Source organism: Methyloligella sp. GL2, assembly GCF_013341275.1.
In the GTDB taxonomy this organism is placed as follows: Bacteria; Pseudomonadota; Alphaproteobacteria; order Rhizobiales; family Methyloligellaceae; genus Methyloligella.
Window position 1 is genome coordinate 20,377 of sequence record NZ_CP054476.1, and the last position, 15,529, is coordinate 35,905.

Below are 15,529 nucleotides of genomic sequence, written 5' to 3' on the forward strand. Positions count from 1 at the left end.
CTCAAGCCACGCGGACCCGGTTGCCGTCGGCATCGAAGGCAAGGATTTCGTCCGGGTTGAGATAGAGGGCGATCGGCACTCCCGGCTTGAGATCGCTCGCCCGTGGAGCGCGTACCACAAGGCGCGGCCCGGCGGTCTCGACCTCGAAGATGGTCTCGGCACCGAGCTGCTCGACCGCATCGACGGTGCCCTTGATCTCGATCGCCTTCGGCTTCTTGGCGAGGCTAAGATGTTCGGGCCGCATGCCGATGCAGGCGGACTGAATGCTGGCGCCCGGATGATCCTTGGGCAAAGGAAGCTTCAGCTTGCCCATGGTGATGGCGCCATCGGCATCGGTCTTATGAATGGGCACGACATTGATGCCGGGGCTGCCGATGAACTGGGCGACGAACTGGTTTGCCGGATCGTCGTAGACGTCGAGCGGCGTGCCGATCTGCTGGGCGATGCCGCCATTCATGATCACGATGCGGTCGGCCATGGTCATGGCCTCCATTTGATCGTGGGTGACGTAGATCATCGTCGCCTTCAGCTCGTTGTGCATCTGGATCAGCTCGCTGCGCATGGTGCTGCGCAGCTTGGCATCCAGATTTGACAGTGGTTCGTCAAACAGGAACACGGCGGGGTCGCGGATCATGGCGCGGCCCAAGGCGACGCGCTGGCGCTGACCGCCGGAAAGGGTGCGCGGGCGGGCATCGAGCATGCTGTCGAGACCGAGCGTCTTAGCGACGGATTTCACCCGGGTTTCGATCTCATCCTTCGGCATCTTCGCCAGGCGCAAAGCGAAGCTCATATTCTCCGCCACCGTCTTATGGGGATAGAGCGCATAGGACTGGAACACCATGGCCACGTCGCGCTGACGCGAGGGAACGTCCGTCACCTCGCGATCGCCGATATAGATCTGGCCGTTGGTGGGGCTTTCGAGCCCGGCGAGCATGCGGAGCGTGGTGGTCTTGCCGCAGCCGGAGGGGCCGAGCAGAACGATGAACTCTCCGTCCTCCACGTCCAGCGAGAAATCCTCGACGACGACCTTCTCTCCGAAACGCTTGTTGAGGTTCTCAAACCGCACGCTGCTCATGACATCAATCCCAGATAGACCAGCTCGAAGAGCAGGAAAATGACCACGCACCAGAATGCCGCCTCGCCGGCTTCGAGCACGTCATACTTGCGGCTCCAGCCGGCAAGCGCGAATTGGAAGGGGGCCGCGATGGCGAGGACGATTAAATGACCGATCATTCGGACCTCCCGGCGACCCGCAGAATTGCCATCGTGAAGACCGTCGCCAGCAACGGACAGACAAGAGTGGCCGTGGTGCTGATCCAGATCGGCGCAACTTTGAGGCTCGCCAAAAGGCTGCAGCTGAGGATCAGCGTCAGACAGAAGAGGAGAGCCCAGATGGCTTCCCGGTAATAGCGGATTGCGGCACCGAGCCGGCCGGCGCGCGCCTCAGCGCGCACCGGCTCGGCCACGGTTCGTCCCGCGTTAGAGGGGCCGTCCGTTTCGGTCACGGATTGACGACCTCTTCGGCTTTCTCCTGGATGTCGGCCAGGGCCTCGTCCGGCTCCATCTGGTCGGCGCCGGCAGCGCTCAGGCCTTCCATGATGATCTGCTGAAGCTGGATCCATTCCGGCAGCGCCGGGCGGGGATAAAGCGCATCCTCGTCGAGCATCTTGCGGAAGATCAGCACTGCGCCGTTGTCGTCCCAATCGGGCATTGCCAGCACATCGGTGCGGAAGGTCGCGCAGCCGAACGCCTCACAGCGGGTCTGCACATCCTTGCTTGCAAGCCACTGGGCCAGCAGGAAGGCAGCTTGCTGCTTGTCCGATTTGGACGGGATCACGAAAGCATGACCCTCGGAGACGGTCTTGTGGGTGCCGGGATGCAGGAAGTAGCCGATCTTGCCGGCGACTTCCGGGCACTCCTTCGGATCTTCGAAGAAGGCGGTGGAGTCGGCCCAGGAGGGAACCGAGAATAGCGTGCCGGAGCAGAAGCCGGAATACTCGTCGTCCCAGGTGTACTCCTTGTAGGAGGGGGGCGAGAATTTCCGCCAAGCGAGCATGGTGTCGAGGGCTTCCTTGGCTTCCTTGGTGTTGAAGCCGACCTTCTTGTCGGCAGAGACCATCTCGCCGCCCATGCCGAGCAGCATGCGCTCATAGTCGTAGACGACGGTCAGGTGGCGCTTGAAGGCGGCGGCCGTGCCGTAGACGTCGTGGTCGAGCTCGACACCGGCCAGGGTCTCGCCCTTCTTGCGTCCGAAGAACTCGGCCGCGTCGGTCCATTCCTTCCAGGTCGGCACGTCGATGACGAGATCACCGTTGAACGGAGTCTCGTAGCCGTATTTCTCCTTGAAGGCGGCCTGTTCTTTCGGGTCGGCGGCGATGTCCTTGCGGTAGATGCCGAAGGGCGGCAGGAAGCTATAGGGCATGCCGATCAGCTCGCCGTTATAGGTCATCTGCTCGACCAGGGCGGGCACAACATCGTCCAGCGAGAAGCTCGGATCGCGCAGCTTCTCGTCGTCCAGGAAGGTCTTCATGGGCACGGCGAACTTCTGCGCGCCCCAAGCGCCCGTGGAGAACGGGTTGATCTGCACCAGGTCGTAGATCTGCGTGCCGGTCAGGGCATCGGTCAGGATCTGCTGCTGGATCTGCGCGATATCGCCGGCCTCGACCTTCACGGTGATGCCGGTCTCCTTCTCGAATTCGGGGATCAGCTTCTGATAGGCAAGACACGGCGCATAGGCCTCGCAAGCCAACGTGATGGTGGTTCCGGAATAAGGTTCGGCGGCCTCTTTGAGAGACCAGGCATGGGCCGCTGATGGTAGGGCAGCAACCGCGAGCATCATCGGAGCTGCCAAGCTGCTCCTCAATGCACCCCAGAAATGCAAAGTCATGGTTCTTCTTTCGTCCTCGTTTCTTTGCGCGGTTACTGACGCCCCCACGCACTCGTTACATCCGAAAAACCATCCTTGATTGTTTGGCGCGGCTATATTTGCCGCGCTCCTCCCACTTTCCCGTATTTTTGTTCGTGATCGGACAGGATTTTTTCGAATCGCTCGTAATTGATGATCCCGTAGCCCTCGTAGCCGGCGGGCAGGTCGGGATGGAGTTCTTGCATCGAGGCCGCAACGACCTCCTCGGGCACGTGGGAGACCAGCTCCTGCACTGGCGCCCAGATATATTCACGGAGCGCGGCGACCACGGCGAAGACCGAGAGCTCGTAGCGCAACCGGTCGTCGACCTCGCCGCAGCAAATCTCGATGGCGCGATCCCACTGCTCCAGCGGCACGTCGGCATTGTTGAGAAAGCTGGAGAGGTCGTTGAAGGGGTGGCCGATGCCGCCATGGTCCCAATCGACCAGCTTTAGCTCGTCCTCCGGGCCGCCGAGAAAATTCTGCGGCAGCGGATCGTTCTGGGTCAGCACCGGGGTGAACGGGCTGATCTCCTTTTCCAGCGTGTCGAGCAGCGCGTCGTAGCGGGGCAACTCGTCGATCACCCGGCTTTCCAGGCGGCGAAGCAGCGCGACATAGCCGCGGGTGTGCTGGAAGTAGCAGACGTAACGGATTGGCCCGCGGACCGCGCCGGTGCCTTGGTGCAGGCGGCGCAGCAAGCCGATCGCCCGTTCCATGTTCTTCGGCTCTGAGGCCGTCTCGGGCCGCAGTGTGCCGCCGGGAACGAAATCCATCACCGCCAGACGCGGCTCGATATAGCGGATCGCCGGCGCAACGCCGATCTCGGCCGCCGCTCGCATCGCCGTCTGAATGAAGACGTCATACATGTCGTGATCGGGAAGATCGAAGCCGACCCGGGCGACATAGTTGGTGTCGCCGTCTTCAACCAGGAAAACCAGATTGGTGAGCCCGCCGGCCATCGGGCTGATCGCCGGTTCGCCGCTCCAAAGGGGAAGGCGCCCGATATAGGCCTTGATCGCGTCTATGGTCCAACCGGGTTCGATCATGCAGGCCAGCCGACTTCCTTATCGTTGGTAGAACCAATTTGGAACCTTCCACACTTTTGAGTGTGAATGCCAACATTTATGTTGTCAAATCCAAGTCTCATTGCGCGTGAACTTCCTCACCGCTCGCGTCATGGCGGCACCGGCTAAATCAGGGCTGCATATTGTGGGGTGGCGACCATCACCTCGATCGCGGCGGCATCGATCGCCTCGGCAAGCTCGCCTTCGGGCGCCTGATCGGTGATCAGAACGTCGAGATCCATCAGATCGCAGATCAGCTCGAGCCGCACATTGCCGAACTTGCTGTGATCGGCGAGCAGGACGGCCTTTTGCGATCGCTCGATCATCGTGCGGACGTTCCACGTGATGCTCGACAAGGATTCATAAGGCCCGTCCACTGTGAGACCGCTGGCGCCGATAAACACGGTATTGGCGCGGAATTTTTCGATAAATACACTGGTCTCGGGACCCGCCACCGCAGCCTCGTTGGGCTCCAGATCGCCGGGGGTGAGGATCACCCGGATGGAGCTATTGGCGCCGAGTGCGGTGGCCGCGTTGAGGCTGGTGGTCAGCACGGTGAGGTTCGAGGCGGACTGGGCCAGGTGCTGAGCGAATTGCAGGGTGGAGACGCCCGAGGAGATGAACAGCACCTCTCCCGGCTTCACCAGGGTGACGGCGCGCTCGGCCATGGCATCGCGGGCCGGCGCGTTGTGCTGCAGGCGCTGGTTCAAGCTCGGATCGACGCCGAGCGGCACCAGGGCGGCACCGCCATAGGTGCGGTTGATCAATCCTTGGCGCCGCAGTTTTTCCAGATCCCGGCGGATGGTCTCGCCGCTGACCCCGAACTGCTCGGCAAGCGCGCTGAGGCGGATGGAGGAATTCACCCGCAGGATCGCCAGGATGCGGCGCAGCCTTTCGGCGCGGCTCAGCTTGCGGTCGGGTGCGGGTTCGCCGGATAAAAAATCGCTCATCCTTTAACGGCTCCGAATGTGAGGCCCTGAACCAGGTGCTTCTGCACGAAGAAGGTGAACACGATAACCGGAATCGACTGAAGGACCGAGGCGGCCGCGACCTGTCCCCACAAGGTGCTGGTCTGAGACACCAGGGTCGGGATCATCACCGTGATGGTGCGGTGCTCGCCTGAGGTGAGGATAAGGGCGAAGAGAAGCTCGTTCCAGGAGAACAGCAGGACGAAGATCATCACCGTGGCAAGGCCCGGCCAGGCCATGGGCAGGCTGATCCGGAAGAACACGCCGAACGGGGTGCAGCCGTCGAGTTCGGCCGCCTCCTCCACCTCGCGAGGCACGTCCTCGAAGAAGGAGCGCATCATCCAAACCACCAGCACCAGATTGAAGCTGGCATGGGCAATGACGATCGCCGCCATGCTGTTCAACAGGCCCATCCGGTAGAAGATCAAGTACATCGGCAAGGCATAGGCGACGGGCGAGCCGAGACGCGTGGACAAGATCCAGAAGAACAGATGATGCTTCGCCGGCATGCGGAAGCGGGCAAACGCGTAAGCGGTCAGCGTGCCGATGGTGACGGCAAGGATGGTGCTGAAAGCGCCGACATAGATGGAGTTCATCAGATATCCGCCGAAGCCCTTGTCTTCGAGGATGGTCTGATAATTCTCCCAGGTCGGGGAGAAGGTGAAGCTCGGCGGGTTGGCGAAGATCGCAGCGCGCGGCTTGAGGCTCGCCAGCAGCATCCAGATATAGGGCACCAGCGCAACAAGCAGCAAAAGCGCCAGGGGAACCGCCCAGGTAATGGCTTCGGCCGCGCGGCCTGCGGGGCTATGGCGTCTCACGATGCGCTCCTCTGGTTGCGCGCCACGGCGGTATAGAACAGCGCCGCGGCGATGACCGCGAACAGCACCAGGACCTGACAGACCGCGGCGCCGTAACCGAGCTGCCAGGTGACGAATGTCGTCTTATGGGCGAACAGGGTGATCGACTCGGTGGCATCGGCGCCGGGCCCGCCGCCGGTCAGCACGTAGATGGTGTCGAAGATCTTGGAGGCGTCGATGCTGCGGAACAGCACCGCGACGATAATCAGCGGGCGAAGCAGCGGGATCTGAATATGGAACAGGATCTGCAGCGGCGAGGCGCCGTCCATCTGGGCGGCCTCGATGGGCTCCTTGGGCATGGCGCTGAGACCCGATAGCAGGATCAGCATCATGAAGGGGGTCCATTCCCAGATGTCGATCACCATCAGCGTGGCCATGGCGGATATCTCGCCGGAGAACACCGAGCCCTCGGAGAGAAATCCGAGCTGGCGCAGGTAATAGGTGAACAGACCGAAGGTCGGCATCATCAGAAAGCGCCAGGTCATGGCGACCACCACAGGCGCGATCATGGTGGGGATCATCACCAAGGTGAGCACCAGACGCCGGCCGGGAAACGGATCGAGCAAATAGAGCGCGATCAGAAGGCCGAGGGCGAATTCGATCGGCACCACCACGAGCACGAACAGCGCGGTGCGTCCGAGCGAGCCCCAAAATTGCGGATCATCGCCGAGCAGCTTGCGGTAATTGTCCAGCCCGACGAAGCGGTTCTGGCTGCCGAAGGCGGTGAGGTTCCAGGCGGTCATGCTGTCGGCCAGCGCAAGGATGCCGGGGATGACCGAGGTCAGGATCAGGAACAGAAGAAGCGGGATGATGCAGAAGAGAATGAAATTCCGCTGCGTGAGGAAATCCGCGGCGGTGGAGCGCCATGAGGGATGTCCGATTTTCTGCATCTCTTCTGCTCCCCTCTTCGCCCCTTACGTGGCCTGCTCCGGTGCGGCGGGCGCCAGAGGCAGGATCTCCACCGGCACCCGTTCCGTCCTGACCTCGACGGTGCAGCCTTGCGGCGGTTTGCCGTCGGTCCGGATATAGCCCAGCGCGATGGAGTTGCCGCCTTGGCGGGCCCCGCCACTGGTGGTCCAGCCGATCTTCTCATCGCCGAGATAGATGGCTTGCTTGCCTGAGAGGCTGGCATTTGGGTCGGCGCAGATCACCTTGGCAAGACGCCGCTCCGGCGCCGCACCCTTTCGCCCTGCAAAAGCTTCGGCGCCGATGAACTCCTGGCCGTTTGCGCTATCGATCTCGCCTTCGAGCCCGGCTTCGGCCGGCGAGTCCTCGACGCTGAAATCGATACCCCAAACCGGCTTGCCCGCCATTTGCGAGAGCCAGGAGAGAGACCGGCGGCTGGCGAGGACCATGCCCTGCTCGGCACCGGCCTCAACGATCGCGTCCCAGACGGCGAGCGCATATTCGGTCGGAACGTGGAGGGTCCAGCCGATCACATCGCGTTCCGGCTGATGCAACAGCCAGACCGGCGACAGCGCGGCGGTCGTCTCGAAGCCGGTGCCCGGCGCCAGTCCGGCGCGCCATTTGCGCGGCTCCACCACGGCTTGCAGAATTGCCGGCGCGTTGGGGCCGGCAAGACCGATAATGGCCCAGCCGGAGGTCTCATCGACGAGGAAAGCATCTTCGCGGGTCTCCACGGCGCGGCGGAGCTGCTCGAAAAGAAGCGTCGCCCGCGCCGTATCGCCGATCACCAGATATTCCTCGGCCGACTTGCACAGCACATCAGCCTCGGCGCGGATGCGCCCCGAGGGGGTGAGCATCAGCGCACGGGAAATGCTGCCGGGCTCCGCGCCAAGCGGCGTCGCAAAAACCCGCTTCAGCACAGTCGCCGCACCCGAACCAAGCACGGCGAATTTCGCCGCCGGGCTGAGGTCGCTCAGAATCGCAGTCTCCTCGGCGGCCTTACAGGCGGCAGCAGAAGAAGTATCGGAGCTTCCGTCACCGTCCGTCTCGAACCAGGCGGGGCATTCCCAGCCGGCGATGGGCTCGAACACCGCGCCGGCATGCTTCAGCCGATCGTAGAACGGCGTGCGGCGCAGCGGCCGGCCCAGCTTCTCCAGCAAGGCCGGATCGCCCATGCCGTAGTGATTGGCGAAACCTTCATACGCATGGAGCCGGACATGTTCGTCCGAGCGGTGGTGGCGAGTGAAGCGGCAGATATCGACGGGCCAGAGATCGTAGGGCGCCTCGCCTTCCAGCACCCAGCTCGCAAGCGCCTTGCCCGCGCCGCCGCCGGCAGCGATGCCGAAGCCGTTAAAGCCGGCGCCGACGAAGACACCGCGCACTTCCGGCGCTTCGCCGAGAATGAACATGCCGTCCTCGGTGAAGGAATCGAGGCCGTGCACCCAGCTGCGGATACCGGTCTCGGCCAGGGCGGGAATACGGTGCAGCCCACCGGTCATGAAGGATTCGAACTGCTCCAAATCCTCCTGGAACAGATAATAGGGCTCTTGCGGCAGCTTCGGATCGGTATAGGCGACCGGGTTGAGCTCGTAGCCGCCGAGCATGATGCCGCCCACCTCTTCCTTGACGAAGATGAGATGGTCGGGGTCGCGGATCGACGGGGCATGCAGAGGCAGGCCCTCGATCGGCTCGGTGATGGCGTATTGGTCGAGGGTCGGCTGCAGGGGCACGTTAACGCCGATGGTGGCGGCCAGCTGGCGGGTCCAGAGCCCGGCACACAGCACCACGGCCTCGCATTCGATGCGGTGCTCGCCCACCAGAACGGCGGTGATCTGGCGGTCCTTAACCTCCAGCCCGGTGACAGCGGTGTTCTCGAAGATCTTCACCCCGCGCATCCGCGCGCCTTTGGCAAGCGACACGGTGACATCGCTGGGGCTGATCTTGCCGTCGCTCGGCATCCAGGCGGCACAGAGCACGTCATCCACCTGCATGACCGGGAACAGCGATTGCGCTTCGGCCGCAGAGATCATCTGCGCATCGAGGCCGAAGGTGCGCGCCATGGAGACCGAGGCTTCGATCTGAGTGCGCCGCTCCGGCGTGCAGGCGAGCCGCAATGAACCGGTCTGCACCCAGCCCGTCGCCTGCTCGGTCTCCGCCTCGAGGCGGCTGTAGAGCGCCGTCGAATCCTGAATCAAGCGGGTGATGCTGGCGCTGCTCCTCAGCTGACCGACGGCTCCGGCGGCATGCCAGGTGGTGCCGGAGGTGAGCTGCGCCTTTTCGAGAAGAACCACATCCGAACAGCCCTGCGCCGCCAAGTGATACGCGGTGGAGCAACCAGCGATGCCTCCTCCGATAATAACGATACGGGCCTGTGTGGGAATTCTAGACAAGTGAAGGTCTCCTGCCGCCGGTCAGTCGAAGGCCTCACGGTACCTATGGATTTTCCAAACGTAAAGTGTGGATTTTCCACTACCTGATGGTTTAGAGTTTCCTTCGGTCAGGGGCGATGGGTGTCTGTGTTTTTGTCGGCGCACCGCCTAACGGCCGCTAACTAACTGATTTTGCACGGTTTTTTTGTGCAAATGGAAACGGGTCGGACTGGATCGAGGATTGCGATCGAAAGGCTGAGCGCGATGGACGGTGCCCTCATTGAGGCTTGGGCTTTGTGTGGAACCCTCCAATTTGGGGGCCGAATCACGTCTCCGGGACCGTGCGGCTTCCGTGCCGCGCGGCTTGGCACTTGCTCCGGGAGGACGTATTCGCCGTGACCTCCGTGCTTCCGACCATCCGTCCGCAGCAAACGCCGGCCTGGACTCCAGACCGCGCTTCGTCGATCCGGCAGATCGGCCTTCTGGTTCTCGACAATTTCTCGATGGTGGCGCTGTCCTGCGCCATCGAGGTTCTGCGCACCGCCAATCGCCATAGCGAGACGGCCGACTATGCCTGGAGCGTACTCGCGCTCCGGCGTGGCGCAGTGCGCTCCGTTGACGGCACGGCTGAGATCGCAGCCATCGGCTATGACGAGGCCGCGCCTCTCGATCTGGTGCTGGTCTGCGGCGGCACCGAGATCGAAGCGCCGGTCGACGATGCTCTGATTGGCTTACTGCACCGCATCGCGGGCGACGGCGCCGCTCTCGGCGGGGTGTGCAACGGTGCCTATGCGCTGGCAAAGGCCGGGCTTCTCGACGGGTATCGCTGCGCGCTGCAAAGGCCCGATTTGCCCCGTCTGCGGCGGGAGCATCCCGATGTGGTGTTCCTGGAGCGGCTTGCGGTGATCGATCGCGACCGCATGACCTGCGGCGGCGGTATCGCCACGGTCGACATGATGCTGAGCCTGGTGGCGCGGCGGCTCGGACGGGAGCTGGCGAACACGGTCTCCAAGCATGTCGGCCTGCCGCACCGCGCCGATGGCGAGCATGCTTGCGTCGAGGTCGAGCACCAGACATTGGCGACCATTATCGCGCTGATGCAGACCAATCTGGAGGAGCCTCTGTCGGCGCAGGAGCTTGCGAGCCATGCAGGGATCTCGCTGCGTCACGTGCAACGGATGTTCCAGCTGACCTACGGCACTACGCTTTCGCACTATTATCTGAGCCTGCGGCTGAGGCGTGCGCGGGAGATGGTGACGAATTCGAGCCTGTCGCTGACCGAGATCGCGGTGGCGTGCGGCTTCGCCTCGCCTGCTCATTTCAGCCGCACCTATAAGGCGCAATACGGCAAGGCGCCGAGCGCAGAGCGTCCACCAAAATGAAAACCCGCCGGCGGATGCCGGCGGGCCCTCTTACAGGTCGTGATGCTAAGCTGCGGGTTTAGCCGGCCTGCGGGAGCTCTGCCGGCTCGATGCCGTAGGTCTCCTTCACCGCTTCGGCGGTGATCTTGCCTTCGCGAAGATCGCGGGCGATGGCGGCCTTGTCGCGGGCTTTCGGATCGCCATATCCGCCGCCGCCGCCGGTGACGGCGATCAGCTTGTCGCCGGCCTGGACCAGAACGCGGTTCTTATGGATATCCATGGTGCTGCCGTCGGCACGCTCCAGGATCAGCTTCGCCGGCCGGCCCGGCCGACCTCCGGCCTTGCCCCAAGGGGCAAATTCCGGGTTGGTCTGCTCGGTGTAGAAAACCACGTCGCAGGTATCCAGGAACTCATAGACCCGCCGGATGCCGAGGCCGCCGCGATATTCGCCGACGCCAGCGGAATCGACGGCCAGCTCGGTGGTGCCGATGCGGATGGGATATTGCAGCTCGCAAATCTCCATCGGCAGGATGCCGACATTGCCGAGATAGGTATCCACCGCGCTCAAACCATCGCCGCCGGTATGGCCGCCGAGCCCGCCGCCGAGATCGTCGGACATGACGACCGGCAGGTTGGAGCGCGGATGCCGGCATTCCGCCGCCATGCTGGAGAAGCCGACAAAGGCGCCGGCGCTCTCGAGCTTCGGATTGATCTCGGCGAGCGCCCGGATCAGCGTATCGCAGACCCGCTGCGCCGCCAGGTGGCGCAGGCTGACCGCGGCGGGAAAGCGCGGATTCACCGCCGAGCCTTCCGGCAGGATCATCGTGATCGGCCGCAGGCTGCCGGCGGTCTGCTCGCCATCGGCATCGAAGCCGGCCTTGACCGCGAACATCACCGCCGCCATGGCCGCGGTGCTGGAGGCGTTCATGCCGCCTTCCATCTGCGGGCCGGTGCCGGTGAAGTCGACGACGATCTCGTCGCCCTTGATCTCCACGCTGATCTCGATGCGGACCGGCTCACCGCCGCAGCCGTCATCGTCGAGATAGCCGACGGCGTTGGACTTGCCGTCCGGGCAGGCCGCGATGGCGGCGCGCACCCGGCGCTCGGACTGGTCGATGCGCTCGGTCATGGCGCTGCCGATAACGGAGGCGCCGTATTTCTCGATCAGTGCATCCATGCGGCGGACGCCCAGCTTGGCGGCAGCAACCTGCGCCCGCAGATCGCCGAGGCTGGAACGCGGGTCGCGCACATTGTTCTCGATATAGCGGAACAGCGGCTCGCAGGCCTTGCCCTCCTCGAACAGCTTCACATACGGGAAGCGCAGGCCCTCCTCGAACACCGAGCGGTTGGCGAAGCCTTCGGTTCCCGGATTGGTGCCGCCGATATCGGCGTGGTGGGCCAAATTGCCGACCCAGGCGACCAGCTTGCCGTCGGCGAAGACCGGCGCGAAGAGGTGGATGTCCGGCGTATGGGTGCAGCCCCGATAGGGGTCGTTGCCGATGAAGATGTCGCCCGGCTTGATGGTCGGAAGCGGGTTCTCCTTCAGCAGCTCCGGCAGCGCCATCACCATGGAATTGAGCAAGGCCGGGATCACATCGTCCTGGGCCACGGTATCGCCTTCGGCGGTGAAGATGGCGCAGGAATAGTCGAACATCTCGCGGATGATCGGCGAATGGGAGGAGCGGCGGAGCGCTTCGCCCATCTCGCCAACGGTGGCTCTGAATGCGCTGCCGATAACGGCAACGGTCACTTGATCGATCACGCTGCACTCTCCTCACTGATGACCATGTTCTCGCTAGCGTCGATTTTGGCGCCGTAGCCCGGCAGCAGGACGGTGGTGGTGTCGAGCTGCTCGACGATGGCGGGGCCGGAAATCGTCGTGCCCGGCTTGAGGGCGTGGCGCTTGTAGATCGGGGTGGCGACATAGCCGCCCGCCTCGTCGAACCAGACCTCGCGGGTCTCCGGCTCGGCGGTGACCTCATCGCCTTCTTGCGTCTCGACGCGCGGGGCGTCGAACAGACCCCAGCCGATGATCCGGGCGGCAACGATCTCGGCGCGGTCGTCGACGGAGGAGTGGCCGTAGACCCGCTCATGGGTCTCGTGGAACCGCTCCAGAACCTTCTCGATGGCTTCGCCCTTCTCGCAGGGCACGGTGACCGCAAATTCCTGGCCGAGATAGCGCAGGTCGAGGGCGAACTCGACGCGGCGGCGTTCGGCCGGGATACCGTCGGTCTCCAGCACCTCCAGCGTCCGCTTCTCCAGATCGTCCTGGGCCGCTTCGATGGCGGCGAGATCGGGCTCGTCGGCAAACATGATGAGCGGCAGGGACAGATCGTGGCGGAGCTTGGCGGCCAGAAGCCCGGTGGCGCTGAGGAGCCCCGGACGCTTCGGCACCAGCACGCGCGGAATGCCGAGGGTCTTGGCGAGCGCCACGGCGTTCAGCGCGCCGGCACCGCCGGCGGCCACCAGGGTGAAGTCGCGAAGGTCGTCGCCATGGCGCGCCGCGCATTGGCGGATGGCGCCGGCCATATCGGCCTCCATGACGGCGACGACGCCGAGCGCCGCCTTCTCCACCGAGAGGTCGAGAGTCTCGGCAATATTCGAGAACGCCTCGCCAGCGGCACCGCGGTCGACACTGAGATCGCCGCCGAGCAGGCCTTGCGGGTTAAGACGGCCGAGCAGAACTTGCGCGTCGGTCACGGTCGGCTCGGTGCCGCCCTTGCCGAAGCAGACCGGTCCCGGATCGGCACCGGCGCTGATCGGGCCGACCCGCAGCGCGCCACCGGCGTCGACCCAGGCGATGCTGCCGCCGCCCGCACCGATGGTCTCGATCTCAAGATTGAGCAGGGTGAGCGGAATGCCGTTGGGCAACGGCATGTCGTGGCGCACGCGCGGACGGCTATCGACGACGATGCCGATATCGGCGCTGGTGCCGCCGACATCCAAGGTGACGAGATTCTTCATCCCCATGGGCTCGGCGGCGAAGATGGCGCCGATGACGCCGGCCGCCGGGCCTGAGAGCACCAGCTGATGCGCCTGCTCGCCGACGGAGCGGGCGGCGGTGCCGGTGCCGCCATTGCTCTGCATGATGTAGAGCGGGCAGCTCAGCCCCTCATCGCGCAGGCTGTTCTCCAGATTGGAGATGTAGGGATCCAGCAGCGGCGCCAGGGTGGCGTTGATCGCGGTGGTGGCGAAACGGGGATATTCGCGCGGCTCCGGCGAGATCTGCGCCGAATGGGCGACGTAGATGTCCGGAAATTCCTCGCGCAGCATGGCGGCGATGGCGCTCTCATGAGCGTTGTTGACGAAGGAGAACAGCCCGCCGACGGCGAAAGCCTGCACGCCGTCATCGACCAGCCGCTTGGCGGCTTCCTTCGCGGCATCCAGATCGAGCGCCTCGATCTCGGTGCCGTCGGCAGCGATGCGGCCGGGGACTTCCACCCGGCGGTCGCGCTCGATGATGGCCGATTTCTCGCGCTGCTGCAGATCGTACAGATCGGGCCGCATCTGGGTGCCGATCTCCAGCACGTCGCGGCAGCCGCGGGTGCCGATGAAACCGCCGCGCACATAACGGTCCATGATCACCGCGTTGGTGGCGATGGTGGTGCCGTGATAGACGGCGTCGATATCGCTGGCGGGAAGCCCGGTCTCGTCCAGAAGCTTCAGAATTCCGTTCAGAACCGCCCGGTCCGGATGTTTCGGCTGAGAGGGCACCTTGGCGACCGCCATGGTGCGCGCTTCATCATCGATGAGCACGCAATCCGTGAACGTGCCCCCAGTGTCGACGCCAATCCGTCGCATGCTACTCCCCTACAAGCTGGTGATGGCGCGCGGCCGGCCGGGGAACCGACCAGCCGCACGTTTTCGTGGTTTCGGATCGTGGCTTAGCGGACTGCCAGCACCCGGTCCTTGCCAGGCGTCAGCACCTCGCAGCCGGTCTCGGTGACCGCCACGCTCTCGCTGAAGCCGAGGCCATATTTGTCGGACGGGACCCAGACGCAGATCGGCAGATGGAAGGTCATGCCGGGCTGCAGCACGTCTTCGGAACCAGGCGAGATGTAGACCGGGTTCTCGGTCCAGGTCGGCTGGAAGCCCATGCCGATGGAGTAGCCGAAGCCGCCGTGGAAGTAGGTGCCTTCCGGAGCATCGTCGAGGCCGCGCTGGGCGTCCTTGGCGACATCGTCACCGGTGCGGCCCGGCTTGATGTTCTCCAGAAGCAGCTCGACCACCTTGATGCTGGCATCGGCCAGGCGCTTGGTGCCATCGGGCGGGGTGCCGACCACGGCACTGCGCATGGAGGGCGCGTTGTAGCGGTGATAGCAGCCGGAATATTCCAGATAGACCGCCTCGCCCTTGGCCACCGGAATGCGCTTATACGGAGCGTGCGGCATATAGGCCGCGCGCTTGCCGGTGGCGATCATCGGATCGATGGACATCAGCTCCGAGCCGGCCGAAACCATGGCACCGTAGCCGGCGCCGGCGATCTGGGTGTCGGTGGCACCTTCGGTGACCGCGGCGATGGAGGCCTCAAGGCCGATGGCGGTGTACTCGCCGGCCTTGCGCATATAGTCGAGCTCCTTGGCCGTCTTGATCAGCCGGACGTCGAGCACCAGGCGGGTCGCGTCGTAGAACTTGGCGGTCGGCAGCAGGCTGGCGAGCTTCAGATAGCTCTTGGTGTCGAAGGCACCGCTGGCGAAGGTCTCCGCATAGCCCATCTCAAGACCGATGGTCTTACCCTCGGCACCGAGCCCTTTCAGGATCTCGGCGAGCTGAGTGGCGGTGTCCTGGGCCTCGTACCAATAGAACACCCGGATGTCCTTGATGTTGCTCATCAGCATGGCGCAGGTCGCTTCGAGCTCAGAGGCGTGCAGGATGACATCGCCCGTGGTGCCCAGAATGCCGATGGTGTAGCCGGGCGACATGCAGGTGTCGTAGCCGGTGAGATAGCAGAGGTTCGGGGTGTTGCTGATCAGCAGAAAGTCGACGCCCTGCTCGACCATCTTCTTCTGCACCTTCTGTACACGCTCGGCGTACTCGGCCTCGGTGAACGGGAGCTCCCTGGGAAGCGGCGACTCTTGGAGTACGCTTACGAGATCCAT

The 15,529-nt window shown here is 64.0% G+C and carries 13 protein-coding genes; 1 reads left to right on the forward strand and 12 read right to left on the reverse strand.

What is annotated here, in order from left to right; genetic code table 11:
* Position 1 precedes the first annotated feature (1 nt).
* The 9 genes from HT051_RS00080 to HT051_RS00120 all read right to left on the reverse strand — a co-directional run bounded on the left by HT051_RS00080 (position 2) and on the right by HT051_RS00120 (position 9,090).
* On the reverse strand, positions 2 to 1,075 hold the full coding sequence (locus tag HT051_RS00080) for an ABC transporter ATP-binding protein (RefSeq protein ID WP_174540142.1): 1,074 nt from the start codon (positions 1,073 to 1,075) through the stop codon (positions 2 to 4).
* A complete protein-coding gene (locus tag HT051_RS00085) occupies positions 1,072 to 1,233 on the reverse strand; it encodes a hypothetical protein (protein WP_174540143.1) in 162 nt (53 codons plus the stop codon). The genes HT051_RS00080 and HT051_RS00085 overlap by 4 nt, the downstream gene beginning before the upstream one ends.
* Positions 1,230 to 1,505 (reverse strand): hypothetical protein, encoded by a 276-nt coding sequence (locus HT051_RS00090; RefSeq protein ID WP_174540144.1) that lies wholly within the window; start codon positions 1,503 to 1,505, stop codon positions 1,230 to 1,232. The genes HT051_RS00085 and HT051_RS00090 overlap by 4 nt, the downstream gene beginning before the upstream one ends.
* Positions 1,502 to 2,839 (reverse strand): ABC transporter substrate-binding protein, encoded by a 1,338-nt coding sequence (locus HT051_RS00095; protein ID WP_208454345.1) that lies wholly within the window; start codon positions 2,837 to 2,839, stop codon positions 1,502 to 1,504. The genes HT051_RS00090 and HT051_RS00095 overlap by 4 nt, the downstream gene beginning before the upstream one ends.
* 140 nt (positions 2,840 to 2,979) lie before the next feature.
* Complete coding sequence (locus HT051_RS00100) at positions 2,980 to 3,951, reverse strand: phosphotransferase (RefSeq protein WP_174540146.1); 972 nt, start codon at positions 3,949 to 3,951, stop codon at positions 2,980 to 2,982.
* A 143-nt stretch (positions 3,952 to 4,094) separates the two neighbouring features.
* Positions 4,095 to 4,919: a DeoR/GlpR family DNA-binding transcription regulator gene (locus HT051_RS00105; protein WP_174540147.1), complete on the reverse strand. Its 825-nt coding sequence runs from the start codon at positions 4,917 to 4,919 to the stop codon at positions 4,095 to 4,097.
* Entirely contained in the window at positions 4,916 to 5,755 is an 840-nt protein-coding gene (locus tag HT051_RS00110; RefSeq protein WP_174540148.1) for a carbohydrate ABC transporter permease, read from the reverse strand. The genes HT051_RS00105 and HT051_RS00110 overlap by 4 nt, the downstream gene beginning before the upstream one ends.
* The gene (locus HT051_RS00115) at positions 5,752 to 6,684 is read right to left on the reverse strand and encodes a carbohydrate ABC transporter permease (protein WP_174540149.1); all 933 of its coding nucleotides are present in this window, start codon (positions 6,682 to 6,684) and stop codon (positions 5,752 to 5,754) included. The genes HT051_RS00110 and HT051_RS00115 overlap by 4 nt, the downstream gene beginning before the upstream one ends.
* 24 nt (positions 6,685 to 6,708) lie before the next feature.
* Positions 6,709 to 9,090: an FAD-dependent oxidoreductase gene (locus tag HT051_RS00120; RefSeq protein WP_174540150.1), complete on the reverse strand. Its 2,382-nt coding sequence runs from the start codon at positions 9,088 to 9,090 to the stop codon at positions 6,709 to 6,711.
* Positions 9,091 to 9,464: 374 nt separating this feature from the next.
* On the opposite strand from HT051_RS00120, the gene HT051_RS00125 reads away from it, so the two are divergent.
* Positions 9,465 to 10,451 carry a GlxA family transcriptional regulator gene (locus HT051_RS00125; RefSeq protein ID WP_174540151.1) on the forward strand — a complete coding sequence of 329 codons (987 nt, stop codon included), beginning with the start codon at positions 9,465 to 9,467 and terminating at the stop codon, positions 10,449 to 10,451.
* A gap of 58 nt (positions 10,452 to 10,509) precedes the next feature.
* On the opposite strand, the gene HT051_RS00130 is transcribed toward HT051_RS00125, so the two are convergent.
* From HT051_RS00130 to HT051_RS00140, 3 genes are all read right to left on the reverse strand, one after another.
* Positions 10,510 to 12,192 (reverse strand): hydantoinase B/oxoprolinase family protein, encoded by a 1,683-nt coding sequence (locus tag HT051_RS00130; RefSeq protein WP_174540152.1) that lies wholly within the window; start codon positions 12,190 to 12,192, stop codon positions 10,510 to 10,512.
* A complete protein-coding gene (locus HT051_RS00135) occupies positions 12,189 to 14,231 on the reverse strand; it encodes a hydantoinase/oxoprolinase family protein (protein ID WP_174540153.1) in 2,043 nt (680 codons plus the stop codon). Before HT051_RS00135 ends, HT051_RS00130 begins: the two co-directional genes overlap by 4 nt.
* Positions 14,232 to 14,314: 83 nt before the next feature.
* Positions 14,315 to 15,529, reverse strand: coding sequence for a Xaa-Pro peptidase family protein (locus HT051_RS00140; protein ID WP_174540154.1), 1,215 nt, complete (start codon positions 15,527 to 15,529; stop codon positions 14,315 to 14,317).